Here is a 24,466-nt window from a genome sequence, read left to right on the forward strand (position 1 = left end):
TGAAAAAAACGCCATCAGACCATATACAGGTATGCAATAGGGTATAGTTACCCCTCTTATTTTTTTTATAATATTTTTTACAATTATGTTTAAGAATTTATTACTTTGGCTAGTTTTAGGCAGTGTCCTTACTTCGATTTTTAGTCAGTTCCAAGTGGGCAACCAGAAAAACGACATTACTTATTCTCAGTTTATTCAAAGCGTTAAGCAAGGTGATGTATCACAAGTAACAATTGCTGGTAGTAATATTATTGGCATAGGTGCTGGTGGTGAGGAGTTTTCAACCTATAGTCCGGGTGATTTAGGCTTGATGGGTGACTTATTGAATAACGGCGTTAACGTGGTTGCCAAACCGCCTGAAAAAGACGGATTTTTCAAGCAATTAATCATTTCTTTAGCGCCAATTTTATTATTAATTGGTGTCGTTCTTTACACCATGAAGGGCGCTGGTGGCGCAATGGGCGGAAAAAACCCAATGAGTTTTGGTAGATCCAAAGCACGCCTGATTACTAAGGACGAATCTGACACTACTTTTGATGATGTGGCTGGTGTTGATGAGGCTAAAGATGATGTGAGTGAACTGGTAGATTTCTTATCCGATCCTCGTAAATTCACTAAAGTAGGCGGAAAGATTCCCAAAGGTGTGCTTTTGGTGGGCCCTCCAGGTACAGGAAAAACCTTATTAGCTAAAGCGATTGCGGGTGAAGCCGATGTGCCATTTTTCTTTATTTCAGGTTCTGATTTTGTAGAAATGTTTGTCGGTGTCGGCGCATCACGTGTTCGTGATATGTTTGAACAGGCAAAGAAAAACGCACCCTGTATTATCTTTATCGATGAAATTGATGCTGTGGGTCGCCAACGCGGTGCTGGCATGGGTGGCGGTCATGATGAGCGCGAGCAAACACTCAACCAAATGTTGGTTGAAATGGATGGTTTTGAAGGTTCTGAAGGTGTTATTGTGATTGCTGCTACTAACAGACCAGACGTGTTAGACCCTGCTTTATTAAGACCAGGGCGTTTTGATCGTCAAGTTGTCGTAGGTTTGCCTGATATTAATGGCCGTGACGCGATTTTAAAAATCCATATGCGTAAATTGCCCATTGCAAAAAATGTTAAATCCATCAATATTGCCAAGGGTACGCCAGGATTTTCTGGCGCAGATCTTGCTAATTTAACCAATGAAGCCGCCCTAATTGCAGCGGGTAAAGATAAAAAATTAGTTGGTATGCAAGAGTTTGAAAAAGCCAAAGATAAAATTATGATGGGTTCTGAACGCAAATCTATGGCAATGGATGAAGCCGAAAAAGAAATGATCGCTTATCATGAAGCAGGCCATGCTATTGTAGGTCGGTTAGTGCCTGAACATGATCCTGTATATAAAGTAAGCATCATTCCAAGAGGTAGAGCATTAGGTGTGACGATGTTTTTACCAGAAAAAGACAGTTATAGCATTTCTAAGAGCAAGTTAAATTCTCAAGTGGCTTCACTTTTTGGTGGGCGTGTTGCAGAAGAGTTGATTTATGGCGCAGATAGCGTAACCACTGGTGCGAGTAATGATATTGAGCGTGCAACAGAGATTGCACACAAAATGGTCAAACAATGGGGCATGTCTGAGATGTTAGGACCTTTGGCATACGGCGAAGATGAGGGAGAAGTATTTTTAGGTCGACAAGTTACTAAGCATAAGCATATTTCAGAAGAGAGCTTTAAAACCATTGATGTCGAAATTCGTAAAATTATTGATAGCAATTATCAAGTAGCTGTAAAAATTTTAAAAGACAATAAAGACATCTTAATTGAAATGAGCAAAGCTTTAATGGAGTTTGAAACCATTGATAAAGAGCAAATTGACGATTTGATGAACAGAAAACCAATACGTGAAGCGGCTGTGATTGTTGATTCTGATGTTGCCTCTACTGAATTAGGCTCAGGTGTTGAGTTGGATAATAACAACCAAGATTCTGATGAAAAATCATTAAGCGGAGACTCTGTCGAACAAGTCGCTTAGTTCGCTTTTCCTATTTTTTAACATGGCCGCCATATAACGATGCAATCTTCTAATACAATGATTATGGGTGTGCTTAATATTACACCCGATTCTTTTTCAGATGGCGGTCAGTATCTTATTATTGATAAAGCCATCAATCAGGCTCAACTAATGATTAACCAAGGCGCTGATATGATTGATATTGGTGGCGAATCAACCAGACCAGATGCGCTACAAGTATCAATTGATAACGAAGCCAGCCGCGTTATTCCCGTTATTAAAGCGTTATCCAAATTAATCAATGTGCCGATTTCCATTGACACTTCAAAAGCACAAATCATGCAACTTGCCATTGAGGCAGGGGCAAGTATGATTAATGATGTACGTGCTTTGCAGGCTAAATCATCCCTTGAAGTGACAGCATCAACTGGTAAGGACGTGTGCCTTATGCATATGCAAAACAACCCTGTTTATACAGATGTCATTGATGAAATAAAACATTTTTTTGATCAAAGAATTGAGGCTTGCATTGGTGCTGGTATTAGCCAAAATAAGATTATTCTAGACCCAGGTTTTGGTTTTGGTAAAACACTCAATCACAACCTTGAAATTTTACGTCGTCTTGACGAATTTAAAAGCTTTGGTTTGAGGATTTTGGTTGGCATGTCACGCAAGTCAATGATTGGTAGTATGCTTAATAATAGAAATACGGATGGAAGAATGATTGGTAGCGTAACAACCGCTATAATAGCATCTCAAAACGGTGCAAATATTGTGCGTGTACACGACGTTTTAGAAACTAAAGATGCGTTTAAGGTTTTAAAAAGCGTAGCAGGAAAACAAGTTGGGTAATTATTTTGGTACTGATGGCATACGTGGTAAGGTAGGTGTTGAGCCTATTACCGCTGATTTTTTCTTAAAATTAGGCTGGTCAGTTGGCTCAGTATTAGCTAAGCAAGGCAAAGCCAGTGTTATTATTGGCAAAGATACTCGTGTATCTGGCTATTTATTCGAATCTGCACTTGAGGCGGGTTTTTTATCTGCTGGTGTTGATGTTGGTTTGCTAGGCCCGATGCCAACGCCTGCAGTTGCTTATTTAACACAAACTTATAATGTTAGTGCTGGCGTGGTCATTAGTGCTTCACATAATCATTTTCAAGATAATGGTGTTAAGTTTTTTTCTGCCAAAGGTCTTAAATTAAACAGCCAAGACCAAAGCGAAATTGAGAAAAAATTAGCCGAGCCTATGGTCAGTGTGGGCGCTGATAAGATTGGCAAAGCCCATAGACACGAACAACCACTTGGGCGTTATATCGAATTTTGCAAATCAACGTTTGATCGAACGCAAAGTCTTTTAGGGCTTAATATTGTCATTGATTGTGCAAATGGCGCCACTTATCACATTGCCCAAAGCGTGTTCTCAGAACTGGGTGCAAACATTAATATCATCAACAACACACCAGATGGCTTTAATATTAATGAGCATTGTGGTGCAACCGACACCAAACACCTGCAACAAGTTGTATTAGAGTCAAAAGCAGATTTGGGCATTGCCTTTGATGGCGATGGCGATCGCTTAATGATGGTGGATGAAAATGGCGAGTTGGTTGATGGTGACGAGCTGGTATTTATTATCGCCAAAGTTTGGCAATCTCAAGGTAGGCTAGTTAATAAGACAGTGGTCGGCACAAAAATGAGCAACTTAGGTATGCGTCATGCACTAAAAGATTTAGATATTAAATTTATCGAAGCTGACGTGGGAGATCGCTTTGTGATGGAACAAATGCAAAAAAGCGGCTCAATACTAGGTGGCGAGAGCTCAGGGCATATCATATGCCTGAATAAAACCACTTCTGGCGATGGCATTATTTCTGCCTTACAAGTATTAGAAGTACTGGTAAAAAGCCAATCCAGCCTTGCTAAATTAAAGCAATCAATGAGAAAATATCCACAAGTTTTAATTAATGTTAAAATCCAAACAAAAATTAACCTTGAAAACCACATCAAACTACAACAAACTCAGCTTGAGGTTGAGAAAACGCTTGGTCGTGAGGGTCGAGTATTAATCCGCGTTTCAGGCACAGAGCTACTTATCAGAGTGATGGTTGAAGCCAAAGATAAAATGATTGCTCAGCAAGGCGCTGAAAGACTATCAAACATTTTTAAATAGAGTAAAAGATACAATCTATTTGCATATCATTTGGGAATAATCTGTCTTGAATTGTTATTGTGCTCTAAATTTAGCAAGCGTTTTTTAATTGGTAACCCACCGTCATAATCAGCCAGTTCTCCATTACTGCTAAACGATGACAAGGAATGATAATACTAATAGAGCTTGCCCCGTTTGCACTAGCCACTGCTTGAACTGCTTTTTCAAGATAACTGTTAAATTGTTTTTTTAGTTTTTGTCATTTTGTTCATTTTGTTCTATAAATTCAGCCTTTATTTAATTAATCCATTTTTAATTCTATTATCAACATCTGTTCTCATTCTTCGATATCTAAAATCAAGAATACAAAGTTTGTCATCATAAGAACCAATGATTAGTTCGCCAATTTAATATTGAATGTTGATTTGTTAGAAAAAATTACCGCTCAACAAGGATTGATCTGGGAGCCTTATAACAAGCTCCATCTCAACTTGAAAATCAGGTGTTGCAGCAAGGGGTCTCTCTACACCAACACCCAGTTACACAGGGGGCTGCCACCTTCAAAAGTGCCTAAAAACAGAGGTATAACTTCTTCTAATCTTTTAGGTGTGAGGCTAATCATGTAGATACGCGCAATGACGACATCATCTGGTTTGGTTCCAACAGCATCTAGCGTAGATTTTGTATTTAACGAAACAATATTTATTTGCTTTACTAAATTTTCAGGGCACTGGCTCACCGTTTTGTTGCTACGCAACTTGACCAAAGATATAAGCCATACGGGACCTGGCTCAACTATTGATATCTACGAATACCCTATTTTTCCAGTTGATTTTATCATGCTTTCTCCTAAATATAGTATCTTTTAATTTAGTATTGACTAACTCTCTGACATCTAATTTTACCTGATAACTTAGAACGGAGGGTACAAAAGCCAATGGAAGGACAGTTAGATAAGGTATTTTGTTGGCTATGATTTAGCCATTTTAGTGGAATTAAATTACATTTTTATCCTGATCTCGAATAAAAAACATTATTCCTCCATTTGGTAACGATGATACTAAATCAAGCACCATTAATAGCTGTTGATTTTAGTAATTTTAACAATGGAAGGAGTTATTCCCAAGTGAAATTATTAAAAAAAGTAGTGGGTTATGTTGGTGAAATTAAAGCACTTAATGTGCATATTGATCACTTTGCTATCAAGCAGCTGAGAACAATACAGGGTTGGTTGAACAATATAAATCATTAAGGAGGTACTAATGAATGAAAAAGTTCATCGGTCATTGATAAAAACATATTCATGGTAGTTTTTTGCAATCATAGATACAGTTGTTATTGCTTATCTTGTGACGGGTAGTTTATCAGTTGTCTCTTCTATTGGCGTCTGAGGTATTTAAAAAACTTTTCTGTATTACTTTGTTTGGTATTTGGCCAAGCAAGTATTACCAAAAATAAAGGATTTTATTGTAACAACACCTTATAAACCACTTGAAACAAAAGCGTATATGAGAGATTTTGTTAAGGGCTACCCTGAAACTGAAATATTTGAGAGCGACAGCACTGTTGACAAGCTGTACGCAACAGACTCAGATAAATGTTGTGAAATATATAAGGTAGAGCCGACAAGAGTGGTATTATAAAAACTTCAGATTAAGTACTGGGTTATGGGGTTACGTTGTACGGAAGGCAGAACTCAAACAAACTATCGGAAGCTTGAATATCGAGATAAGGACTTGGCTAAACTTAACCCTATTTTAATTTGGGAAGAAAGAGAGATTTGGCAATATTTAGCGATGAATGCAATCAAAGTCAATATGTTATATCAAGAAAGTTACAGATCCTTAGGGTATTGCAACTGGTGATGAAAGAAATGGTAGATGAGTTGGATTAAGTGAGTGTGACGGTGAATGTGGCATTCATACGTAACCATTAAAACGTCTTTAAATGCGATTTTACAGATTGTTAACTTGGCAGATAAATAGGCTAATGTCAGGGGATTGCTGTGTGTTAAACGCCAATTAAAATTAGGTTAAAATCATCGCTATGAATGAATACGTCTTAATATTGGTTAGTACGATTTTGGTCAATAACTTTGTACTGGTTAAGTTCTTAGGATTATGCCCGTTTATGGGAGTGTCAAAAAAAATTGATACTGCGATTGGTATGGGCTTTGCCACGACTTTTGTACTAACTTTGGCGAGTATTTCTAGTTATTTAATTAACACCTATATTTTGGTTCCATTTGAAATGGAATATCTAAGAACCATTGCTTTTATCGTGACCATTGCAAGTGTGGTTAGCTTTACGGAATTGGTGGTTAATAAAACCTCACCTGTTTTGCACCAATCTCTAGGTGTATTTTTACCACTTATTACCACTAACTGCGCCATGTTAGGTGTGGCATTGTTAAATGTTAATCAAGACCATGGATTTTTAGCATCGGGCGTTTATGGTTTTGGTGCTGCCATTGGATTTTCATTTGTGTTGGTGTTGTTTTCAGCCATGCGTGAACGCATTGACACAGCCGATGTACCAATTGCATTTAAAGGCGCACCTGTTGCTTTGATTACTGCTGGACTGATGTCAATGGCGTTTATGGGCTTTACTGGACTTGCTTGAGTTGTTTGATTCAGTTTTAGTTTTCTCTGTTTTGACGCTAACATTGGGTCTAGTACTAGGATACGCTGGGGTTAAATTTAAGTTAAAAGGCAATCCTTTGATTGACCAGATAGATGCCATTTTGCCACAAACCCAATGTGGTCAATGCGATTACCTTGGGTGTCGTCCTTATGCGCAAGCGATTGCTAGTGGTGAGGCGCAAATTAACCAGTGCCCACCAGGCGGGCAAGAAGGGGTTGATGCTTTGGCAGAACTTTTAGGCGTTGAAACTTTAGAATTAAATGCCGAGCATGGTGAGACCAAACCTAGCCACGTGGTATTTGTGGATGAACAAGTTTGCATTGGCTGTACTTTGTGTATTCAGGCTTGTCCTGTGGATGCATTCGTGGGTGCTTCTAAGGTGATGACCCAAGTCATTATTGATGAATGCACAGGGTGTGATTTGTGCATTCCTGTGTGCCCAGTTGATTGTATTCATGTGCAAGAGGTTAAACCTACATTAACCACATTTGTGCCAAATATCGCCAAGGTTAAATATGGCTGATTATTCATTTAATGGTGGTATTGTTATTAAAAATCCTTATCTGGTAGATAAGGTTGAGATTATTCAAGCGCCATTACCAACAAAAGTAGTTTTATCTTTACAACAACTTGGCGGGCAAGTTAAACCTTGTGTAAGTATTGGTGATTATGTGCTCGTTGGGCAGGTCATTGCCAGTGCTAAGGATGGTTTTAGTGTTCCAATTCACGCCCCAATCTCTGGTGTGGTTTTGAGCATTGACAAGCAAACCATAGCGCATCAATCAGGGCTGAAATCTGAGTGCATTACTATTGAATCTGATGGTAAAGATAAGTGGATAGATAGAAAAAATAATCATGTTGATTTTTTGCATTATTCAACAAAAGCTTTGATTGAAGCCATTCAAAAATCAGGTATTGTCGGATTGGGCGGTGCTGGATTTCCAACCCATATTAAGATTGATAAGGTTGTAGATTGTCACACTTTGATTATCAATGGTACCGAATGTGAGCCAGGGGTTATGTGCGATGATGCTTTGATGCAATTCCATCCAAGGGAAATTATTCGTGGCGTAGAAATTTTGCTACATATTTGTGGTGCAAAGCGTGTAATTATTGCCATTGAAGAGGATAAGCAAGTGGCTTATCATGCGTTATTAACGTTTAATCATAATGATAGAATTAGCGTTAATCAAATTCCAACTAAATATACTTCTGGTGCTGAAAAACTACTTATCAAAGCATTACTTGATGTTGAAATCCCATCAGGAGGTTTTGCGGTGGATAAAGGCATTATTTGCCAAAACATAGCGACTGCTAAAGCGGTGTTTGATGCAGTTATTAGCCATAGACCGCTGGTATCACGTATTGTTACGGTAACAGGAGATGGTGTTAGACCTAATAATTTTGAAGTGCGCTTAGGCGCATCATTTGAGCATCTTATTTCATTGGTTAGTCCTAATAAAAGAGTACATAATTATCGCATGGGCGGTATGATGATGGGCATTGATGTTGCTGATATTAACGCACCTATTGGCAAAACAACCAGTGCTATTTTTGTTAATAATCAAGTGCAAAAGCCTGTGATTCAGGAGTGTATTCGCTGCGGGCAATGTTCAGAAGTTTGCCCTGTTGGGCTACTACCACAACAACTTTATTGGCATGCCAAAAGTGAGAATATTGAAAAGGCTTTGAATTATAATTTGCCTGATTGTATTGAATGTGCTTGTTGTGATTATGTTTGCCCAAGCCACATACCATTGGCGAGCTATTTTTCTTTTGCTAAGGCGCTTGGCAAGCAACAAACTCGTGAACAGGATAAAAGCAATATTGCTAGAGAAAGGTTTGAATGTAGAGAACATCGTCTTGAGCGTAACAAGCTTGAACGTACACAAATGATGGCAGATAAGAAAAAAGTTTTAAAAGAAAAAATGGCAAAAGAACAATCTCAAAAGCAAAAAGTTGATGAGGCGATGCAACGAGTGAAACAAGCAAAGGATAAAAGGTGACGATACCAATATTTAGCTCAACTTCATGGATGATGCGCCAAGTGATTTATGCCCTATCATTAGGTGTGATGGTGGCTTATTATTTCTTTGGTTGGGGTGTTTTGTTGCAAATAGTGTTGGGTGTAATAACAGCCATTGCGGTTGAATCAGCATTTTTGGCTCTCAGAGGGCGTGATATTATTAGCTCAATTAGTGATGGCTCAGCAATACTCACAGCAACCTTATTAGCCATCTCTATTCCCAGTATTGCGCCGTGGTGGGTGATTATAGTAGGTGTGAGTTTTGCGATTATTTTTGGCAAGCAATTGTACGGTGGTTTGGGCAACAATCCATTTAATCCTGCTATGTTAGGCTATGTGTTTTTACTGATTTCTTATCCATTACAAATGAGCACTTGGCAGGTTGATTTCTTAAGTCTTAATCACGCTTTAGAAACGGTGTTTAATTTGAACAATATTGATGTGATTAGTGGTGCAACAAAATTGGACGAGGTAAAGAATGGTCTATCATTGGCAGGCTCAATCCAACAATTGGAAATACACTCACCTTCACAAGCATGGATTAATGCAGGGTTTTTATTGGGTGGTTTGTATTTATTATTTAGAAAAGTTATCTTTTGGCATATTCCCGCCTCGTTTTTAATAGGTATTGTCATAAGCTCAATGTTGTTGTGGATGAGCAATGTTGATTTATATCTGTCCACGCAAAACCATCTTATGTTGGGTGGTACAATGTTGGGTGCATTTTTTATTGCAACCGACCCAGTTTCTGCCAGCACCACATCTAAAGGTAGAATAATTTATGGTTTTTTGATAGGCGTGTTAATTGTTATTATCCGCACTTTTGGTGGCTATCCTGATGGTATTGCCTTTGCAGTGTTGTTAATGAACATGACTGTGCCACTTATTGATGCTTACACGCAGCCTAAGGTATTTGGGCAATAATGTTACGTGCTATTTTAAAATCAGGGGCTTTATTGTTCGTATTCACAGTAGTGAGTATATCTTTTGTTTCACTCACGCAAATCAATACCAAAGACGCAATTACTTATAATGAAAAGCAATTATTAATCCAACGCCTAGGTGAATTGATTAGCGATTATAGCAATGATATATTGGCAGATAAATACACCAAAACCCTTGTACTACACGGTATTACACAAACCATTAGCATTTATCCAGCAAAAAAGAACCATCAAGTATTTGCTTATTTGATTGAACACGTCTATCCGAATGGTTATAATGGCGATATCCGTCTATTAACAGGCGTTTGTGTTGACAAAAAACTTCTAGGCGTTCGTGTTATCACACATAAAGAAACCCCAGGCTTGGGCGATAAAATTGAGCTCAAAAAATCAAACTGGATTGAACAATTCCTTGGGCTTTCATTCTTAAATCCAGCCCCAAAAAATTGGAAGGTTAAACGAGATGGTGGTATATTTGACGGTTTTACTGGTGCAACTATTACCCCCCGCGCTATTATAACGGCTACTTATCAAGTTCTAGAACTACTAAACAAACCTTGCTCATTTAGCAAAAAACCATGCATTAAAGGATTTTGATTTACCAAAGGACTTAATCGCCCAAAATCCACCAAAAAATAGGACAGATTCATGGCTTTTAATTGCACAATCAGAGATTATAGATAAACAATTTAATAAAATAACCCAAGCAGGTGACTTGTTGGTGATGAACAATATTAAAGATTCCTGCACGCCTGTTTGGGCATAAGGCAATTGGCGGCAAGGTTGAAATCATGATTGAACGCCTCTTAAAATGGCGCAGTAACAAGTTTTCCCTACTGCAGGGCAGCATTTTGCTGATAAACTGCTAGCAAAATTAAAAAACCAAGGTATTGATCACGTATTTGTGACATTACATGTTAGTGTAGGTACATTTGTTCCTGTCAAAACCGACAATATTAAAAAGCACATCATGCACAGCGAAACGTTTGAAATTAATCAGGAAACTGTTGATAAAATTAACCAAGGTGAAACTGATATTTTTAGAATTATTGATATTACTGAAAAGTTATTGTTAAGTTATTTCAACGCAGATAGAATTAATATTGCCACAAGTTTACCAGGTACACCATGGCGCGTTCTAAAACAGACAGTTATTTTCCCGAAGCAATGTGGGGCAAAAAACAGAGGCAATCTCAACTAGATTTACCCAGCTTTTGAGGTGTTTTTTACTCAGCTAAAAGAAAGACTGGGAAGATTTTTACCAAGATGAATAGTTAAAAATGTTTGCTTTCAATCTTTTTTAGTGTCGGTACAGATAGGTTAAATGCTTTTGCCAATTCAAGTGTACGCTTTAGTCTTACAGATGCGAATCTGCCCATGCATTTGTGTTCTAAGTCGCCTTGGAAGGCTTTTATCATGCCTTGTTCTAATTTTTTTGCATCAAAAGTTTGCCCAGTGAGTTGGGCTTGTAGGGCTAGGATATCATTTGATACATGACGCATTAAGTCTAGGTGTTGGTTGCGCAAGTCATTAACTGTTGCGCCTTTTTCAATGGCTAGACCTGTAATGTTGGTGGTTAGAATGTAGATATTTTTTAACACCAGCTCAAATAATAACCCCTCTTTAGAGTTAAGCATGTGGACGGGGATGTCAATCAACGCCAAAGAATCAAGTAGAATTTGTGCTTTTTTGCCATAGGTAGGGGATGAGATTAATACTTTAGAATCCATGCCTTTCTTTTTTTCAAACCAGACTGAAATCACAGTGACATTTATAAAATTGTACGTTTGCCAATCACGAGGCAGAAGTTCATTTTGCATCATGGCAACTCTATCTTTCCATTGCTTAGGAATAGATTGAAGGGCATTTTGTAAATCGGCTTCTGCTGTGCAAACCAAAATAAGTTCTGGGTTGATGATATTTGCCAACTCATCAATATTAGTTTGTCGGGTGATGGGGTAAACAGGATAATTATTCTTTAAAAAAGCACGAGAGAAAACACTGCCTAATTCACCAATGCCTAATACAATAATGGGTCTTTTCATGCCAACACCTCAAGTAAGGTTTCACCCATGGTTGTGGGTGTGGGTGCAATTGCTACGCCGACTTTTTTTAAGGCATTGATTTTATCGATTGCTTTGCCAGTGCCAGCACTAATAACCGCACCCGCATGTCCCATACGCTTGCCTTCTGGTGCGCTCAGCCCTGCAATATAAGACACCACAGGTTTAGACACGTGGGACTGAATGTATTCTGCCGCCTCCTCTTCGGCTGAGCCGCCAATTTCACCCACCATAATGATGGACTGGGTTTGTGGATCTGCTTCAAATAGGGCGAGACAATCAATAAAACTCATGCCTTGAATGGGATCGCCACCAATGCCAATACAGGTGCTTTGTCCTAAGTCTGCTTGGGTGGTTTGATGTACAGCTTCATAAGTAAGTGTGCCTGAGCGTGATATGATGCCAACACTACCAGCTTGGTGAATGTTGCCGGACATAATGCCTAATTTGCATTCATCGGGTGTAATGACACCTGGGCAGTTAGGACCAATCAAAATTGAGTTTGATGTTTTTAAAATGGCTTTAATTTTAAGCATATCTTGCACGGGAATGCCTTCAGTGATACAAGCAATCACGGGCATTTGTGCCTCAATGGATTCAAGTATTGAGGCGTAAGCAAATTGAGGCGGCACATAAATCATGCTTGCATTAGCACCCGTTTCACGCATTGTCTGTGCTACTGTATTAAAAACAGGTAAACTTAGGTGCTTTTGCCCGCCTTTATTTGGCGTTACCCCGCCGACAAATTGCGTGCCATAGGCGATGGATTGTTCGGAGTGGAACGTGCCTTGTTTGCCTGTAAAGCCTTGGGTGATTACGCGTGTATTTTTGTCAATTAGAACACTCATTTGGTCAGCTCCACAATTTTTATAGTGGCTTTGGTTAAGTCAGATTCTACATGGATATTAAATTCAGATTCACCAAGCAAGTTTAACCCTGCTGGGGCGTTAGTACCTCCTAAGCGCACCACAATTGGTAGGATTAAGCCGATTGTTTTGATGGCTTGTAATATACCTTGTGCGATTAAATCACAGCGTACAATACCACCAAAAATATTTACTAAAATGCCTTTAACATTCGCTTCAGTTTGAATTAGTTCAAAAGCTTTGGCAACCTTATCAGCAGTTGTCCCACCACCAACATCTAAAAAATTAGCAGGTGAGCCGCCAAAATGCTCAATTAAATCCATCGTTGCCATTGCCAGCCCCGCGCCATTCACCATGCAGCCAATTGTGCCATCAAGTGAAATATAGTTAAGTTGATATTCACTGGCGAGTCTTTCTTTTTCATCTTCTTGTGAAATATCACGCAATGCAGTAATATCCTTATGGCGATACAGTGCATTATCGTCAAAATCAATCTTCCCATCAAGTGCTAATAGCTGGTTTTCTTTAGTAACAATAAGTGGATTAATTTCAATCAGATTAACATCTTTTTGAGTAAAAATCCTATACAAACCCAAAAGAGTATTGTTAAATTGCTTGATAAGTTCAGCATTAAGCCCTAGTTTTTTCGCTACCAAGGTGCAATCTTGTACAGACAAATCACCTAATGGATTAATACCAAATTTAATAATTTTATCAGGCGTTTCACTGGCAACTTTTTCAATATCCATGCCACCTTTAGTAGAGGCTAAAACAGTGATTTTTTGCGTTTGCCTATCAATCAACAAGCCAAGATATAATTCACGCTCAATATTTTGCCCTACTTCAATTAATAATTGACCCACTGGTAATCCTTTAGCATTTGTTTGTGGCGTAATTAGTTGTGAGTCTAATAATTGACCACATACACGCCTAACTTCTTCAATGCTACGACACAAAATAACACCACCTCCCTTGCCACGCCCCCCCGCATGAACTTGGGCTTTAACAACCCAAACATCACCCTCCAAAGCCTTGCAAGCATCGCCAGCCTTGGCAACACTATCAATAAGAATGCCTTTGGGAATTTGAATGTGTCTGTGGCTAAATAATGTTTTAGCTTGGTATTCGTGTATGTGCATCAGTTTATTTTACAAACAAAATTTGGTGTAGTTTGATATTTGCGTAAAATAAAAGGTTTTATTTTTGTGGTTTTTAGAAAATGGCAAATTATTCTACTAGCCAATTCAAAAACGCTTTAAAGCTCATGTTAGATGGCAATCCTTGTTCGATTGTGAATAACGAAATTGTCAAACCTGGCAAAGGTCAGGTGTTTAATCGAGTGAAGTTTAAAGATTTAATTACTGGGAAAACACTGATTAAAACTTTTAAGTCTGGTGACTTTCTAGAGGGTGCTGATGTGATGGAGTTGGATTTACAATATCTTTATAACGACGGTAGTGCGTGGAATTTTATGGATCTAGACTCATTTGAGCAATATGCCATTGATAGCACTGCTATGAGTGATACCAAGGGTTATTTAGTTGAACAGGATATGTGTACGGTGACACTTTGGAATGATAACCCTATTTCAGTTATCCCGCTTAATCATGTTATTCTTGAAGTGCTTGATACTGATCCAGGTTTAAAAGGCGATACGGTGGGTACAGGTGGTAAACCAGCAACCATGAATACAGGTGTTGTGGTGCAAGTGCCTCTTTTTGTTAGTATTGGTGATAAGGTTAAAGTAGATACGCGTACTAATGAATATGCAGGGCGTGTATAGTATTATCTTAGTTATTCACTACCTATTTTTTGGAATGAGTCTTACTCGTTTCTTTGCTTATGATACGAAATGCACTTATTAAAAGACAGCGAGTTATTCAAAAAATTAGACAGTTCTTTGAGCAACAAAAAGTCTTAGAAGTTCAAACGCTAACACTGCTAAACACGCCAACGAGTGATGTTTATATTGACAGTATTTCATCAACTGTTAATATTGATATTGGTATGCAAAGTACTCAATATTTGCATACCTCTCCAGAGTTGGAAATGAAAAAACTTCTAGCACAAGGCAGCGGAGATATTTACCAAGTTTGTCAAGTATTTCGTGATAATGAATACGGTGAGCGAAATTCTAATGAATTTACTCTGCTTGAATATTATCGCTTGGGCTTTGATATTCACCAGTTAATGGATGACATGGTTAGTTTGTTGCAAGTATTGGGTATTAAAGATAAAGTGCAGTGGTTCTCTTATGCTCAAGTTTTTAGTCAATATGCTGATATTGATATTTTAAATACTGATCTTGATACGCTTAAAATTTTCGCTGAAAAATTAGGTTTGAGTGCTGATTTTTCTTGGATTGAAGAGTTGCAAATGTTGCTTTTTGTGCACTTAGTTGAGCCGAAGTTAAAAGAATTGCCCTTGTGTTTTATTTATGACTACCCTAAATCACAATCTGCACTTGCTAAAGTAGAAGGTCAAGTAGTACACCGTTTTGAGTTATATTTAGATGGTATTGAGGTGGCAAATGGTTATGATGAGTTGCAAACTAAGAGTGAATATGAGCAAGTTTTTATGCATGAAACTGCTAAACGAAAGCAGCTTGGTAAGTTTATACCGCCAGTTGATGTATCGTTTTTATCCAAACTTGACAATCCTTTGCCGCAATGTGCGGGTGTGGCAATAGGCATTAATCGATTATTAACACAAATTAGTTAAACTCAGATTAGAATAGGGCTAATTTTAATTAGCCAATAAAACAAAAACTCATGATTAAATTTATCCACCTTGTTCTTTTATTTTCTTTACCAATACAGGCATTGCAGATTTTACAACCTACTAATAACAACCAAGTTATCCAACAGCAATTAGACATACCTCAATTAAATACGTCATTGTCTGCTGAACAGTTATTGACCAAATTAAAAACATCAGCTAAGCGTGGCGACGCTAGATCGCAATTTAGTTTAGCTAATATGTACCATAATGGTATTTATGTAATAAAAGACGATAAATTGGCTTTTTATTGGTACTTACAGGTGGCTGAACAGGACTATGCAAGTGCGCAATTCAATGTGGCTAATAGTTATTATTATGGCCTAGGGGTTGGTAAAGATTTAGAACAAGCATTGTCTTGGTATGAAAAAGCAGCATTATTGGGATATGGGGCAGCACAACTTAATCTTGCTAAGTTATACGAGGTGGGTATTAGTGTCGATAGAGACCTAACGCTAGCACAGCGGTGGTATGAAGCAGCAGCTAATCAATTCGACCCTGAAGCACAATTTTACTTAGCTGATTTCTATGAACGTGAGGAAGATACCAATAAAGCATTAGATTATTATAAAAAGTCCGCAAATCAGGGTTTTGTTGATGCTCAGGCTAGATTATCAATGTTGTATCGAATTGGCTATTTGGTTAAACAAGATGATATTAAGGCCTTACATTGGGCATTAATGGCAGCCAATCAAGATGATGCGCAGTCACAGTTTTTAGTAGGAGTAATTTATCGAAAAAGCGCCAAAGTTAAACGCAATTTACCTAGTGCAATTGCTTGGTATCAAAAAGCAGCTGAACAAGAACATCCGGAGGCGCGCTACCATTTGGCATTATTGCAACTGAAGGGAAATGGTATTGATAAAGATGTTAAGCAGGCCTTAGCCACGTTACTTGATTTGTCAACTAAGGGCCATCAAGTATCACAGTACCAATTGTATTTGATTTATAACAAAGGCGATGTTACGGTTAAGAATGAAATGCTGGCTAAAACTTATTTACTTAAAGCTGCAAAGGCGGGGTATGTTAAGGCTCAATACCAGTTAGGTAAAAGTTTCTTTAATCAAGATATGGTTAAAGAAGCGGCTCATTATTTAGAATTAGCAGCAAATCAAAACAACGCATCAGCGGTTGAATTGTTAAAAAGATTGCAATCTAAACAGAAACAAAGCATTATTCAAAATGTTACCAATATTGTCAAGCCAGTGGTTACTATTAAGCCAGTTATGGCAGAGACGCCTCAGCAGTCTGTTGCTCCTGCTATTGATTCTAATCTAGATGAGCAATTATTTGACAATACAACTAGCCTGATTCCCGATCAGGATGAGATTGCTAAATCGCTTAATGATCATATTAAATCAAATATTAATTTGGAAACGTTACTTGCCAATGTTGAGCAAGGTAATCCTATTGCTCAATATAATTTGAGTGCGCTTTATTATAAGGGTGAAGTTGTGCGTAAGGATAATAGAGCAGCATTTATATTAATACGTCAGTCTGCTAATCAAGGCATTACTCAGTCGCAAAATACCCTGGCCATAATGTATATGAATGGTATTGGTATTCAGACAGATTACAATAAGGCTTATTATTGGGCAAGCATAACAACGCGCAAGGGTAGTCAACAGGGTAAACACATTTTGCTATATTTAATTGCTAATTTATGATAGTTGATGTTTTAAAGTTTTGGGAAAATACAGCATTAGAAGACATGATACGTGTGCAGTGGGAGTCTTTATGCGATAATTATAGGCGTTGTTGTTTGTATAAGCTTGAGGACGAAGATACGGATGATATTTATTTTACTGATGTGATTTGTCACTATATAAATGAACAAAGTTGTTAATGTCCACATTATGAGACGCACCAACAACTGGTGCCAGACTGTTTAACGATCGATTCGAATTGGGGTGATAAATTTAATTGGCTACCCAAGTACATGCGCTTATCGACTTTTGCATGAAAAAAGCCATTGTTTGACTGGCATTCACTGATTAGCGGTGATGTAGAAACTGTGCATTTGTCGGGTATTTCTGTATATGGGCGTATTTTTTCAGACGACGAAGTGAACGAAGAAGAAATTGATTTACATATAATTAACTGGGTGGAATAATGAAATAATATACCTTATTACTATTAGTACTTTTGGCTAATGTTGCTTTAGCAAGTTGGCTACATGAGCATATATCAACGGCTGTTTTTGCCAAATCAGTTGAAGATAGAATACCCATTGAGATAATTACAAAAGCTAATAGTTCTCTAGGTAAAATCTACTTTTTTACCAATATTCGTAATTTAACGGGTGATAAAGTTACACATCGTTGGAGCTATAGGGATAAGGTTAAAGCTGAAATTAGTTTTAACCTTAAAGAAAAGCGTTGGCGCGTTCGTGGTTGAGTAAAAATATTTGGCACACATGGACAGGGGAATGGAGAGCTGAAGTGTTAAACCAACAAAACGAAATTTTATTAACCAAAACATTCATATATAAAAAGAAAGGCGAATAAAATTATATTTGTCTTAAAAGAAAAATGAACAAAACAAACATAAACAAAGTGGTTCTTGCCTATTCAGGCGGACTGGATACAAGTATTATTGTTAAATGGTTACAAAATGCTTATCAATGCGAAGTGGTGACTTTTACCGCTGATATTGGTCAAGGCGAAGAAGTAGAGCCTGCACGCGCTAAGGCAAAAGCTGCAGGTGTTAAAGAGATTTATATTGAAGATTTGCGTGAAGAATTTGCACGTGATTTTGTTTTCCCAATGTGTCGTGCCAATGCCATTTATGAGGGTGAATACTTATTAGGTACTTCCATTGCCCGTCCGCTGATTTCTAAGCGTTTAGTAGAAATTGCTCATCAGGTAGGTGCAGATGCAATCAGTCACGGCGCAACAGGTAAAGGTAATGATCAGGTTCGTTTTGAGTTAAATGCTTATGCGTTGGACGCAGATATCCAAGTGATTGCACCGTGGCGTGAGTGGGATTTGTCCTCGCGTGAAAATTTAATGGATTATGCACAAAAACACGGTATTGAGATTGATTACAAAAAGCAATCAAAAAAATCTCCCTACTCAATGGATGCAAATTTACTTCATATTTCTTATGAAGGCGATATCTTAGAAGATCCTTGGGCAGAGCCTGAAGAAGACATGTGGCGTTGGACAGTTTCACCTGAAAATGCACCTGATAAGGCAGAATACGTTGAAATTACTTTTGAAAAAGGCGACATTACCGCTATTAATGGCAAATTAATGAGTCCCGCTTCGGTGATGGAAGATTTAAACAAACGCGCAGGTGCGCACGGTATTGGTCGTGATGATATTGTGGAGAATCGTTTTGTGGGCATGAAGTCTCGTGGCTGTTATGAAACACCTGCAGGTACTGTTATGCTAAAGACACATCGAGCTATGGAGTCACTCACACTTGACCGTGCTGCTGCACATCTTAAAGATGAACTCATGCCTAAATATGCTGAGATGGTTTATAACGGTTTTTGGTTTGCGCCAGAACGTGAAATGCTACAAGCCGCTATTGATAAAACTCAAGAAACTGTCAATGGCACTGTTCGCCTTAAGTTTTACAAGGGCAATATTACTATTGTAGGTCGTCAATCTAAGGATAGTTTATTTAGTGAAAAAATTGCTACTTTTGAGGACGATGAAGGCGCATACAATCAAAAAGATGCTGCTGGATTTATAAAACTCAATGCGTTGCGTTTGCGCCTTAAGGCATTAAAGTAGTTTTTGTATTTTCCTGTACTGGGAAAGGTCTGGTGAACTCCTATTGTAAAATAGATCATAATATAGTACTATTTGATTATATGAACGCTAATCACGCATTGTTTGTATAGTAATATTTCTGATTTGAGAAAGTATCCTAGTCGTTTTATTAAAGAAGCAGAACAAGAAGTGACCGCTATTTTTAACTATGGGACTTAGGGTCTTATCTTGTACCACCTAAGGTATTAGATGAACTACTTGAGATGAAAGCCGATAAAGAGCCTTTTAATCGTATTAAAAATATGGACTTATCCCAAGCGGTAGATGTAAACATTAATGAGTTAATTAATGAGTTATAAATTTCAGTTTATGTCTAATGCGCTTAAAGGCATTATAAAATTGAATTACATTCAATTAGTTATTGTTTAATTTATAAAGTAACTAATGATAAATGCATTGTATTAGTTGTTGAAGTTAACCGCCGAGATAAGTATTTATAAAAACATTTAATTAATCGGGCTTTTTATGGAGACTGGGACCGGAGTCGAACCGGTCTGTAAGGCTTTGCAGGCCCCTGCATAACCACTTTGCTACCCAGTCATGTTTAACACACTTGCAAAAGCGATAATAAAAAGACCTGATGTTGTTCTTTTTTTGGAAAAAACAGGTCTTTGAATTTGGAGCGGGAAACGAGATTCGAACTCGCGACATTCACGTTGGCAACGTGATGCTCTACCAGCTGAGCTATTCCCGCATAGGTGATAAATTATAGTGTTTTTTAGATAATAGTCAAGTCAGATTTGGCATTAATTATTAAAAGTTTTGCGCCCTTCTTTTAGATAGATAAACCCAGACCATAAGGTTAAAAAAGTTGCTATTAATAATAAAACAACACCGATTTCAAAACTTGGCAGTCCAAAGAAAGGTTGCTGGTATAATAAAAACAAAATGGCAAATATTTGTACAAAGGTTTTCACTTTACCCATCCAAGAAACATTGACATTTGATCTTTGTCCAATAGTCCCCATCCATTCTCTAAGTGCTGAGACTAAAATTTCACGCGAAATAATAATAAGCGCACAAACGCTAATATACCAATGTGTATCAGTCGGGTAGAAGTCTACCAAGAGGATGAGCGCAGTGGAAACCATGAGTTTATCCGCAACAGGATCTAAAAAAGCACCAAGTTGAGAGGTCATATCAAGCTTTCTTGCTAGGTAGCCATCAAAATAATCGGTGGCACTAATAAGTGCATAAGTGCCTGTAAGTAGGAGATTAATCCAAGTAAACGCAGGCATTATAGAGTAAGCAGGCTGAAAATAATACAAACTTACAAACACTGGAATTAGAAAAATTCTTGATAGGGTTAGAATGTTTGGAATTGTGGTCATAGATTGGTTGTTATGACAAGTGTTGAAAAATATATATGGTGCGCTCGGCGGGAGTCGAACCTGCAACCGCTCGGTTCGTAGCCGAGTACTCTATCCAATTGAGCCACGAGCGCATCAAGGGCGTTATTATCGCTATATTTGCATTAAAGGTCAAGGTCAATCGGATTTATTTTTTTAGCAAACCAACCAATTCATCTAATTTTGCCGTTCTAGAGCCTTTTATAAGCACAGTAGCATTGGCATGGTTGGCTAACAGGTGGTCGGCTAATTGCTGTTTGCTGTCAAAGTGAATACCACAGTAATGTTGTGCTAGCTTGCCATAGCTATAAAAAGTATCGGCAGATTTTTTGGCTAATTGGCCGATTTTAAGATGGTGTGTTTTTGAATCATTGCCTAATTCTCCCATAGCGCCAAGTACGACAATTCTTTCTCCAGAGAAACCTTGTAACGCTTTAAGGGCGGCAGTCGTAGAATGTGGATTAGCATTGTAAGTGTCATCAATGATTCTAAATTCTTTGGTGTTGATAATCTCTAACCTGCCATATTCTGTCTTTGTTGCCTCTAAGCCTTGCTTGATTAGATTGATATTAATTCCTAGGGCGTAAGCACAAGCACTAGCTGCCAAGGCATTTTCAATATTATGCGCACCGATTAAGTTAAGTGTGATTGATATTTTTTGCTGATGAATATTTAAATCAAACTTACTATTAATAACTTTGCTAGCAAAAATATCACCACCTTTACCAAAACTAACATCACCCGTAAAAGTGCTTTGAGTATTAACAATATTTTGCGAATTATTTGAGTAAATTTCACCTTTGGCTTTGACTAAATTATCAAACCCACCAAATTCACCAATATGTGCATCAAGCGTGTTGGTCACAATGACAATATCAGGATTAACCATCTCACGCAGATGTGCAATTTCACCTAAATGCTTAGCCCCCATTTCAATTACTGCATATTGGTGCTGCCCTTCCAGTGTTAACAAGGTCATTGGTACGCCCAGATGGTTATTCAAATTACCCTGAGTTTTTAGCGTTGGTGCTTGCAAATTTAAGATATTTGCTAGCATGTTTTTGGTGGTGGTTTTACCGTTACTACCTGTAATAGCAACCACAATAGGTTTGATGTTTTTAAGATGCCAACTGGCAATTGTACTCAGTGCAAGTTGTGTGTCATCCAACACTAGTGTTGGCAGTTGACTATCTACAGATTTGCTAGCAACAATTGCTACTGCGCCCATTTGTTGCGCTTGGTCAACGTAGTCATGCGCATCAAAATTATCACCAACTAAAGCTAAAAACAGTGCACCATCCATGCGTTTACGAGTGTCGGTACAAATGCCTGCAAATTCAACATCAGTAGTACAATCTGTTTTTAATACTTGGGCAATAGTGCTTGTGGTAGTTTGTAGCATAAGGACTTATGGTTAGTTCGTTCCATTATAAAGCGTCTTCAAAGAAACAACAAACATATCTATTTGAAGGATTTTTGCAATTTTTAATAAGTGTTCAACGTTGAAATGCTTTCTGTTTATTCCAATTTCGCTCATAGATACGATACTTACCGATTTATAACACATTTCCAATGCCGATGTTAGTTGCGACATGCCTTTTTCATGCGCTGTTTTTCTGACATTTTTACCAATAATTAAATGGACTTGATTGATGTTTATATCCTAAAGAGTAAACTCCTAATCATAATATTTACTAAAGTAGTTTACTCTTTAGGATACAATTTTGTTCAACGACTTATTGTGAGTAGGTTTATTTTTTTAAAACAACAAGATAAAAATACTAGTGATGGTCGCTGCAATAACGAACCTGTCGTCAACGGCAGTTATGGCAGAAGGTGATATATATTTTGGTGTTGGGTTTGTTGAGTCATCGTTTAGCGAAACTGATGATGGCGTAAAACCAGAGTATGCTGAAAACATATTACAAGTTATTAATCGGTAATCGTCTTTCCGACACTGTGTCTATAATGACATGACAATAGGCTGATTTTTCTACAGGCGATATAACTTTCAACGATAAAAAGACAATAGTAATAAACGGAACCCAGTGGTTATCGACACAGTCTGACAGGAGTATTGTGTAGCAGGATTATATCATTTTAACCGGAATACAGCATTTTCGCCATTTGTCAAGTTTGTTATGCATTATTGGGATATTAAAGCCAATCTAAAATCAGACGATAAAAGAGTAACAGAAAAGGATGATGGATTTGATATGTTTTATAGTGTTGGTGTAGATGGTAAAATGACTAACTAGTATGAAATACTGTTTAGAGTATGAGGGTATGTAAGTAGACAATAATGATGTGGACAATATTGGCATTGGTTTATTGTTTGATTTCTAAGCAAACAGAACAGAACAGAACAGAACAGAAGTCTTATTTGTTGATTTTTATTAGTAAGTAAGGCTTTTCCCCAGCCAAAAGTTAAGTAACTTTAATACTATTTTGGGCAATTTTTAAGTCATTTAGATAGATTACTTTATCAGAGAATTGTTGCGTAGTTTCGTGCCCTTTACCAGCAATTAGTAAGCATTCATTTTTTTTGAGTGTTGTCATTGCCGTTTCGATAGCGAGCTGCCTGTCTTCAATAATGTCTAATTTATAACTATCGTCAATGCCACTTAAAATATTACTAATAATGCTCTTTGGATCTTCAGATCTGGGATTATCATTGGTTAAAATAATGGTATCTGCTAGTTTTGAGGCAATTTTGCCTATTTTTGCACGTTTGTCCTTGTCTCGATTACCGCCACAACCAAAGACAATGCGAATTTTAAAGTTTGGATAGTGTTTTTTCAAAGTAGTGATGGCGTTTTCAATGGCATCAGGTGTGTGGGCGTAGTCTATCCAAGCAAGATGAGGGTTGACTTTCTGCATTCTGCCAGGTGGTGGTGATAGTTGATAGAATAGCGGAATAATGTCATCGCGTTTAAATCCAAGCGCTTCAACACTGCTTAATGCTGCTAAAACGTTCAACAAATTAAACGTACCTAAAAATGGGATTTCAAAAATATAATGGTCTAATTGCACTAAAAAGCCTTGTTCAATGGTTTTGACTGAATCAAAATCACTTAGAGAGTAGCTGGTTTGTTTTTTGCCTTTGGCAGTATTTAGAAAATGTTTGTAATGACTATCCTCTTGGTTAAGAATAACGGATTCAACACAATCAAGAGCGAATAATTTTTGTTTGGTTGCTTGATATTCATCAAGTGTGTGATGATAGTCAAGATGGTCTTGAGTAAGATTGGTAAATATTGCTTGTTTAATATTCAGTCCAGCAATTCTATTTTGAGCGAGTGCGTGTGAAGAGACTTCAAGTACAGCGTACTTGATATCGTTTTGGTAATAATCATTCAACACTCGGTAAAGTGTCAAAATATCTGGCGTTGTATTAAAGGATAGTTGTCCACTATGAGTAATACCCAAAGTACCAATTAAACCATTTTTAACCCCAAGTTTGGTTAGTAATTGCGAGATAAAGTAGGCGACAGAAGTTTTGCCATTTGTGCCTGTGATACCAACAATATTAACTTTTGTGGCATTACTATAAAAAGTGCTTGCCAGTGTTTGTAAATATTGAGATAAGTTGTCAACACAAATAGATGGGATGGCACACTCTATCTCTTTTGAGTCAACTAATATAGCAACGCAGCCTTTGTCAATCGCTTGGTTGATATAATCAGCGCCGTGTGCCGATTCGCCTTGAAGGGCGATAAACAAATCACCAGGTTGTGCGTTTTGAGTATTAAGACACAGGCCTTTTATCTCTATGTCTGTTTTAGTTTGTACAATGTTGGTTAAAAGTTGGGAAATATTCATGTCGATATTATAAGATTTTTTACAAATTATATAGCGATACTATTTTTTTTTATTAAA

General features: G+C 37.6%; 28 protein-coding genes and 3 tRNA genes. 20 read left to right on the forward strand and 11 right to left on the reverse strand.

The genetic code is table 11. From position 1 onward, the window contains the following. Positions 1-85 precede the first annotated feature (85 nt). Genes ftsH through glmM form a run of 3 tightly spaced genes read left to right on the forward strand, consistent with a single transcriptional unit; the run spans position 86 to position 4,157 of the window. Positions 86-2,008, forward strand: coding sequence for an ATP-dependent zinc metalloprotease FtsH (gene ftsH, locus HUE58_RS06535; RefSeq protein ID WP_174606168.1), 1,923 nt, complete (start codon positions 86-88; stop codon positions 2,006-2,008). A gap of 39 nt (positions 2,009-2,047) precedes the next feature. Next, entirely contained in the window at positions 2,048-2,839 is a 792-nt protein-coding gene (folP, locus tag HUE58_RS06540; RefSeq protein ID WP_174606169.1) for a dihydropteroate synthase, read from the forward strand. Further along, the gene (glmM, locus tag HUE58_RS06545; RefSeq protein WP_174606170.1) at positions 2,832-4,157 is read left to right on the forward strand and encodes a phosphoglucosamine mutase; all 1,326 of its coding nucleotides are present in this window, start codon (positions 2,832-2,834) and stop codon (positions 4,155-4,157) included. Before folP ends, glmM begins: the two co-directional genes overlap by 8 nt. Positions 4,158-4,227: 70 nt before the next feature. Here the strand turns inward: glmM and HUE58_RS07005 are convergent, their stop codons facing one another. Continuing rightward, complete coding sequence (locus HUE58_RS07005; RefSeq protein ID WP_246260796.1) at positions 4,228-4,344, reverse strand: MGMT family protein; 117 nt, start codon at positions 4,342-4,344, stop codon at positions 4,228-4,230. Between the two features lie 315 nt (positions 4,345-4,659). Then, complete coding sequence (locus HUE58_RS07010; RefSeq protein WP_246260797.1) at positions 4,660-4,875, reverse strand: hypothetical protein; 216 nt, start codon at positions 4,873-4,875, stop codon at positions 4,660-4,662. A 315-nt stretch (positions 4,876-5,190) separates the two neighbouring features. On the opposite strand from HUE58_RS07010, the gene HUE58_RS07440 reads away from it, so the two are divergent. The 9 genes from HUE58_RS07440 to HUE58_RS07020 all read left to right on the forward strand — a co-directional run bounded on the left by HUE58_RS07440 (position 5,191) and on the right by HUE58_RS07020 (position 10,950). Continuing rightward, positions 5,191-5,388: a DUF934 domain-containing protein gene (locus HUE58_RS07440; protein WP_174606171.1), complete on the forward strand. Its 198-nt coding sequence runs from the start codon at positions 5,191-5,193 to the stop codon at positions 5,386-5,388. Positions 5,389-5,803: 415 nt separating this feature from the next. After that, the gene (locus tag HUE58_RS07445; protein ID WP_174606172.1) at positions 5,804-6,001 is read left to right on the forward strand and encodes a phosphoadenosine phosphosulfate reductase domain-containing protein; all 198 of its coding nucleotides are present in this window, start codon (positions 5,804-5,806) and stop codon (positions 5,999-6,001) included. 181 nt (positions 6,002-6,182) lie between these two features. After that, positions 6,183-6,758, forward strand: a complete 576-nt coding sequence (gene rsxA, locus HUE58_RS06570; RefSeq protein ID WP_174606173.1) for an electron transport complex subunit RsxA — start codon at positions 6,183-6,185, stop codon at positions 6,756-6,758. 1 nt (position 6,759) lies between these two features. Beyond that, the gene (gene rsxB / locus HUE58_RS06575) at positions 6,760-7,302 is read left to right on the forward strand and encodes an electron transport complex subunit RsxB (protein WP_174606174.1); all 543 of its coding nucleotides are present in this window, start codon (positions 6,760-6,762) and stop codon (positions 7,300-7,302) included. Next, positions 7,295-8,785, forward strand: a complete 1,491-nt coding sequence (gene rsxC, locus HUE58_RS06580) for an electron transport complex subunit RsxC (protein WP_174606175.1) — start codon at positions 7,295-7,297, stop codon at positions 8,783-8,785. Before rsxB ends, rsxC begins: the two co-directional genes overlap by 8 nt. Positions 8,786-8,814: 29 nt before the next feature. Beyond that, the gene (locus tag HUE58_RS06585) at positions 8,815-9,729 is read left to right on the forward strand and encodes an RnfABCDGE type electron transport complex subunit D (RefSeq protein ID WP_174606263.1); all 915 of its coding nucleotides are present in this window, start codon (positions 8,815-8,817) and stop codon (positions 9,727-9,729) included. Next, complete coding sequence (locus HUE58_RS06590; protein ID WP_174606176.1) at positions 9,729-10,346, forward strand: RnfABCDGE type electron transport complex subunit G; 618 nt, start codon at positions 9,729-9,731, stop codon at positions 10,344-10,346. Before HUE58_RS06585 ends, HUE58_RS06590 begins: the two co-directional genes overlap by 1 nt. Positions 10,347-10,362: 16 nt before the next feature. Then, positions 10,363-10,515, forward strand: a complete 153-nt coding sequence (locus tag HUE58_RS07015; RefSeq protein WP_246260868.1) for a hypothetical protein — start codon at positions 10,363-10,365, stop codon at positions 10,513-10,515. A gap of 123 nt (positions 10,516-10,638) precedes the next feature. Further along, on the forward strand, positions 10,639-10,950 hold the full coding sequence (locus HUE58_RS07020) for an S-adenosylmethionine:tRNA ribosyltransferase-isomerase (RefSeq protein ID WP_246260869.1): 312 nt from the start codon (positions 10,639-10,641) through the stop codon (positions 10,948-10,950). Between the two features lie 73 nt (positions 10,951-11,023). On the opposite strand, the gene HUE58_RS06600 is transcribed toward HUE58_RS07020, so the two are convergent. The 3 genes from HUE58_RS06600 to sucC are packed head-to-tail and all read right to left on the reverse strand — an operon-like array spanning position 11,024 to position 13,817. Continuing rightward, the gene (locus HUE58_RS06600; RefSeq protein WP_174606177.1) at positions 11,024-11,794 is read right to left on the reverse strand and encodes a hypothetical protein; all 771 of its coding nucleotides are present in this window, start codon (positions 11,792-11,794) and stop codon (positions 11,024-11,026) included. After that, a complete protein-coding gene (gene sucD, locus HUE58_RS06605; RefSeq protein ID WP_174606178.1) occupies positions 11,791-12,660 on the reverse strand; it encodes a succinate--CoA ligase subunit alpha in 870 nt (289 codons plus the stop codon). The genes HUE58_RS06600 and sucD overlap by 4 nt, the downstream gene beginning before the upstream one ends. Continuing rightward, complete coding sequence (gene sucC, locus HUE58_RS06610; RefSeq protein ID WP_174606179.1) at positions 12,657-13,817, reverse strand: ADP-forming succinate--CoA ligase subunit beta; 1,161 nt, start codon at positions 13,815-13,817, stop codon at positions 12,657-12,659. The genes sucD and sucC overlap by 4 nt, the downstream gene beginning before the upstream one ends. A gap of 80 nt (positions 13,818-13,897) precedes the next feature. Here sucC and efp point away from each other — a divergent pair, with 80 nt between their 5' ends. The 8 genes from efp (at position 13,898) to HUE58_RS06640 (ending at position 19,199) form a co-directional block, all read left to right on the forward strand. Next, complete coding sequence (gene efp, locus HUE58_RS06615) at positions 13,898-14,461, forward strand: elongation factor P (protein ID WP_174606180.1); 564 nt, start codon at positions 13,898-13,900, stop codon at positions 14,459-14,461. Positions 14,462-14,520: 59 nt separating this feature from the next. Then, a complete protein-coding gene (gene epmA / locus HUE58_RS06620; protein ID WP_174606181.1) occupies positions 14,521-15,399 on the forward strand; it encodes an EF-P lysine aminoacylase EpmA in 879 nt (292 codons plus the stop codon). Between the two features lie 50 nt (positions 15,400-15,449). Then, entirely contained in the window at positions 15,450-17,123 is a 1,674-nt protein-coding gene (locus HUE58_RS06625; protein ID WP_174606182.1) for a tetratricopeptide repeat protein, read from the forward strand. Further along, on the forward strand, positions 17,120-17,302 hold the full coding sequence (locus tag HUE58_RS07025) for a CxxCxxCC domain-containing protein (protein WP_246260799.1): 183 nt from the start codon (positions 17,120-17,122) through the stop codon (positions 17,300-17,302). Before HUE58_RS06625 ends, HUE58_RS07025 begins: the two co-directional genes overlap by 4 nt. A gap of 126 nt (positions 17,303-17,428) precedes the next feature. Next, entirely contained in the window at positions 17,429-17,569 is a 141-nt protein-coding gene (locus HUE58_RS07030; protein ID WP_246260800.1) for a CxxCxxCC domain-containing protein, read from the forward strand. A 32-nt stretch (positions 17,570-17,601) separates the two neighbouring features. Continuing rightward, positions 17,602-17,853, forward strand: a complete 252-nt coding sequence (locus HUE58_RS06635) for a hypothetical protein (RefSeq protein WP_246260801.1) — start codon at positions 17,602-17,604, stop codon at positions 17,851-17,853. Continuing rightward, complete coding sequence (locus HUE58_RS07035; RefSeq protein ID WP_246260802.1) at positions 17,850-17,963, forward strand: hypothetical protein; 114 nt, start codon at positions 17,850-17,852, stop codon at positions 17,961-17,963. The genes HUE58_RS06635 and HUE58_RS07035 overlap by 4 nt, the downstream gene beginning before the upstream one ends. A gap of 24 nt (positions 17,964-17,987) precedes the next feature. After that, the gene (locus tag HUE58_RS06640) at positions 17,988-19,199 is read left to right on the forward strand and encodes an argininosuccinate synthase (protein ID WP_174606183.1); all 1,212 of its coding nucleotides are present in this window, start codon (positions 17,988-17,990) and stop codon (positions 19,197-19,199) included. Between the two features lie 505 nt (positions 19,200-19,704). Here HUE58_RS06640 and HUE58_RS06645 read toward each other — a convergent pair. The 6 genes from HUE58_RS06645 to HUE58_RS06670 form a co-directional block, all read right to left on the reverse strand. Then, positions 19,705-19,778, reverse strand: a tRNA-Cys gene (locus tag HUE58_RS06645). A 78-nt stretch (positions 19,779-19,856) separates the two neighbouring features. After that, positions 19,857-19,932 (reverse strand) — tRNA-Gly (locus HUE58_RS06650). 52 nt (positions 19,933-19,984) lie between these two features. Next, a complete protein-coding gene (pgsA, locus tag HUE58_RS06655) occupies positions 19,985-20,569 on the reverse strand; it encodes a CDP-diacylglycerol--glycerol-3-phosphate 3-phosphatidyltransferase (protein ID WP_174606184.1) in 585 nt (194 codons plus the stop codon). 36 nt (positions 20,570-20,605) lie between these two features. Further along, positions 20,606-20,682, reverse strand: a tRNA-Arg gene (locus HUE58_RS06660). A gap of 53 nt (positions 20,683-20,735) precedes the next feature. After that, positions 20,736-21,989 carry a UDP-N-acetylmuramoyl-tripeptide--D-alanyl-D-alanine ligase gene (locus HUE58_RS06665; protein WP_174606185.1) on the reverse strand — a complete coding sequence of 418 codons (1,254 nt, stop codon included), beginning with the start codon at positions 21,987-21,989 and terminating at the stop codon, positions 20,736-20,738. A gap of 1,025 nt (positions 21,990-23,014) precedes the next feature. Continuing rightward, entirely contained in the window at positions 23,015-24,409 is a 1,395-nt protein-coding gene (locus HUE58_RS06670; RefSeq protein ID WP_174606186.1) for a UDP-N-acetylmuramoyl-L-alanyl-D-glutamate--2,6-diaminopimelate ligase, read from the reverse strand. Positions 24,410-24,466: the final 57 nt, after the last annotated feature.

This window comes from Candidatus Ruthia endofausta, assembly GCF_013342985.1.
GTDB lineage: Bacteria > Pseudomonadota > Gammaproteobacteria > PS1 > Pseudothioglobaceae > Ruthia > Ruthia endofausta.

What these genes read in the sequence shown, in the direction of transcription:
- ftsH (WP_174606168.1), top strand. Translation starts at nt 86, where the DNA reads ATGTTTAAGAATTTATTACTTTGGCTAGTTTTAGGCAGTGTCCTTACT.
- rsxC (WP_174606175.1), top strand. Translation starts at nt 7,295, where the DNA reads ATGGCTGATTATTCATTTAATGGTGGTATTGTTATTAAAAATCCTTAT.
- sucD (WP_174606178.1), bottom strand. Translation starts at nt 12,660, where the DNA reads ATGAGTGTTCTAATTGACAAAAATACACGCGTAATCACCCAAGGCTTT.
- HUE58_RS06640 (WP_174606183.1), top strand. Translation starts at nt 17,988, where the DNA reads ATGAACAAAACAAACATAAACAAAGTGGTTCTTGCCTATTCAGGCGGA.
- HUE58_RS06670 (WP_174606186.1), bottom strand. Translation starts at nt 24,409, where the DNA reads ATGAATATTTCCCAACTTTTAACCAACATTGTACAAACTAAAACAGAC.
- sucC (WP_174606179.1), bottom strand. Translation starts at nt 13,817, where the DNA reads ATGCACATACACGAATACCAAGCTAAAACATTATTTAGCCACAGACAC.
- folP (WP_174606169.1), top strand. Translation starts at nt 2,048, where the DNA reads ATGCAATCTTCTAATACAATGATTATGGGTGTGCTTAATATTACACCC.
- HUE58_RS07440 (WP_174606171.1), top strand. Translation starts at nt 5,191, where the DNA reads ATGATACTAAATCAAGCACCATTAATAGCTGTTGATTTTAGTAATTTT.
- HUE58_RS07445 (WP_174606172.1), top strand. Translation starts at nt 5,804, where the DNA reads ATGGGGTTACGTTGTACGGAAGGCAGAACTCAAACAAACTATCGGAAG.
- efp (WP_174606180.1), top strand. Translation starts at nt 13,898, where the DNA reads ATGGCAAATTATTCTACTAGCCAATTCAAAAACGCTTTAAAGCTCATG.
- HUE58_RS07025 (WP_246260799.1), top strand. Translation starts at nt 17,120, where the DNA reads ATGATAGTTGATGTTTTAAAGTTTTGGGAAAATACAGCATTAGAAGAC.
- HUE58_RS06585 (WP_174606263.1), top strand. Translation starts at nt 8,815, where the DNA reads ATGATGCGCCAAGTGATTTATGCCCTATCATTAGGTGTGATGGTGGCT.
- HUE58_RS06665 (WP_174606185.1), bottom strand. Translation starts at nt 21,989, where the DNA reads ATGCTACAAACTACCACAAGCACTATTGCCCAAGTATTAAAAACAGAT.
- pgsA (WP_174606184.1), bottom strand. Translation starts at nt 20,569, where the DNA reads ATGACCACAATTCCAAACATTCTAACCCTATCAAGAATTTTTCTAATT.
- rsxA (WP_174606173.1), top strand. Translation starts at nt 6,183, where the DNA reads ATGAATGAATACGTCTTAATATTGGTTAGTACGATTTTGGTCAATAAC.
- HUE58_RS06625 (WP_174606182.1), top strand. Translation starts at nt 15,450, where the DNA reads ATGATTAAATTTATCCACCTTGTTCTTTTATTTTCTTTACCAATACAG.
- HUE58_RS06590 (WP_174606176.1), top strand. Translation starts at nt 9,729, where the DNA reads ATGTTACGTGCTATTTTAAAATCAGGGGCTTTATTGTTCGTATTCACA.
- epmA (WP_174606181.1), top strand. Translation starts at nt 14,521, where the DNA reads ATGATACGAAATGCACTTATTAAAAGACAGCGAGTTATTCAAAAAATT.
- HUE58_RS06600 (WP_174606177.1), bottom strand. Translation starts at nt 11,794, where the DNA reads ATGAAAAGACCCATTATTGTATTAGGCATTGGTGAATTAGGCAGTGTT.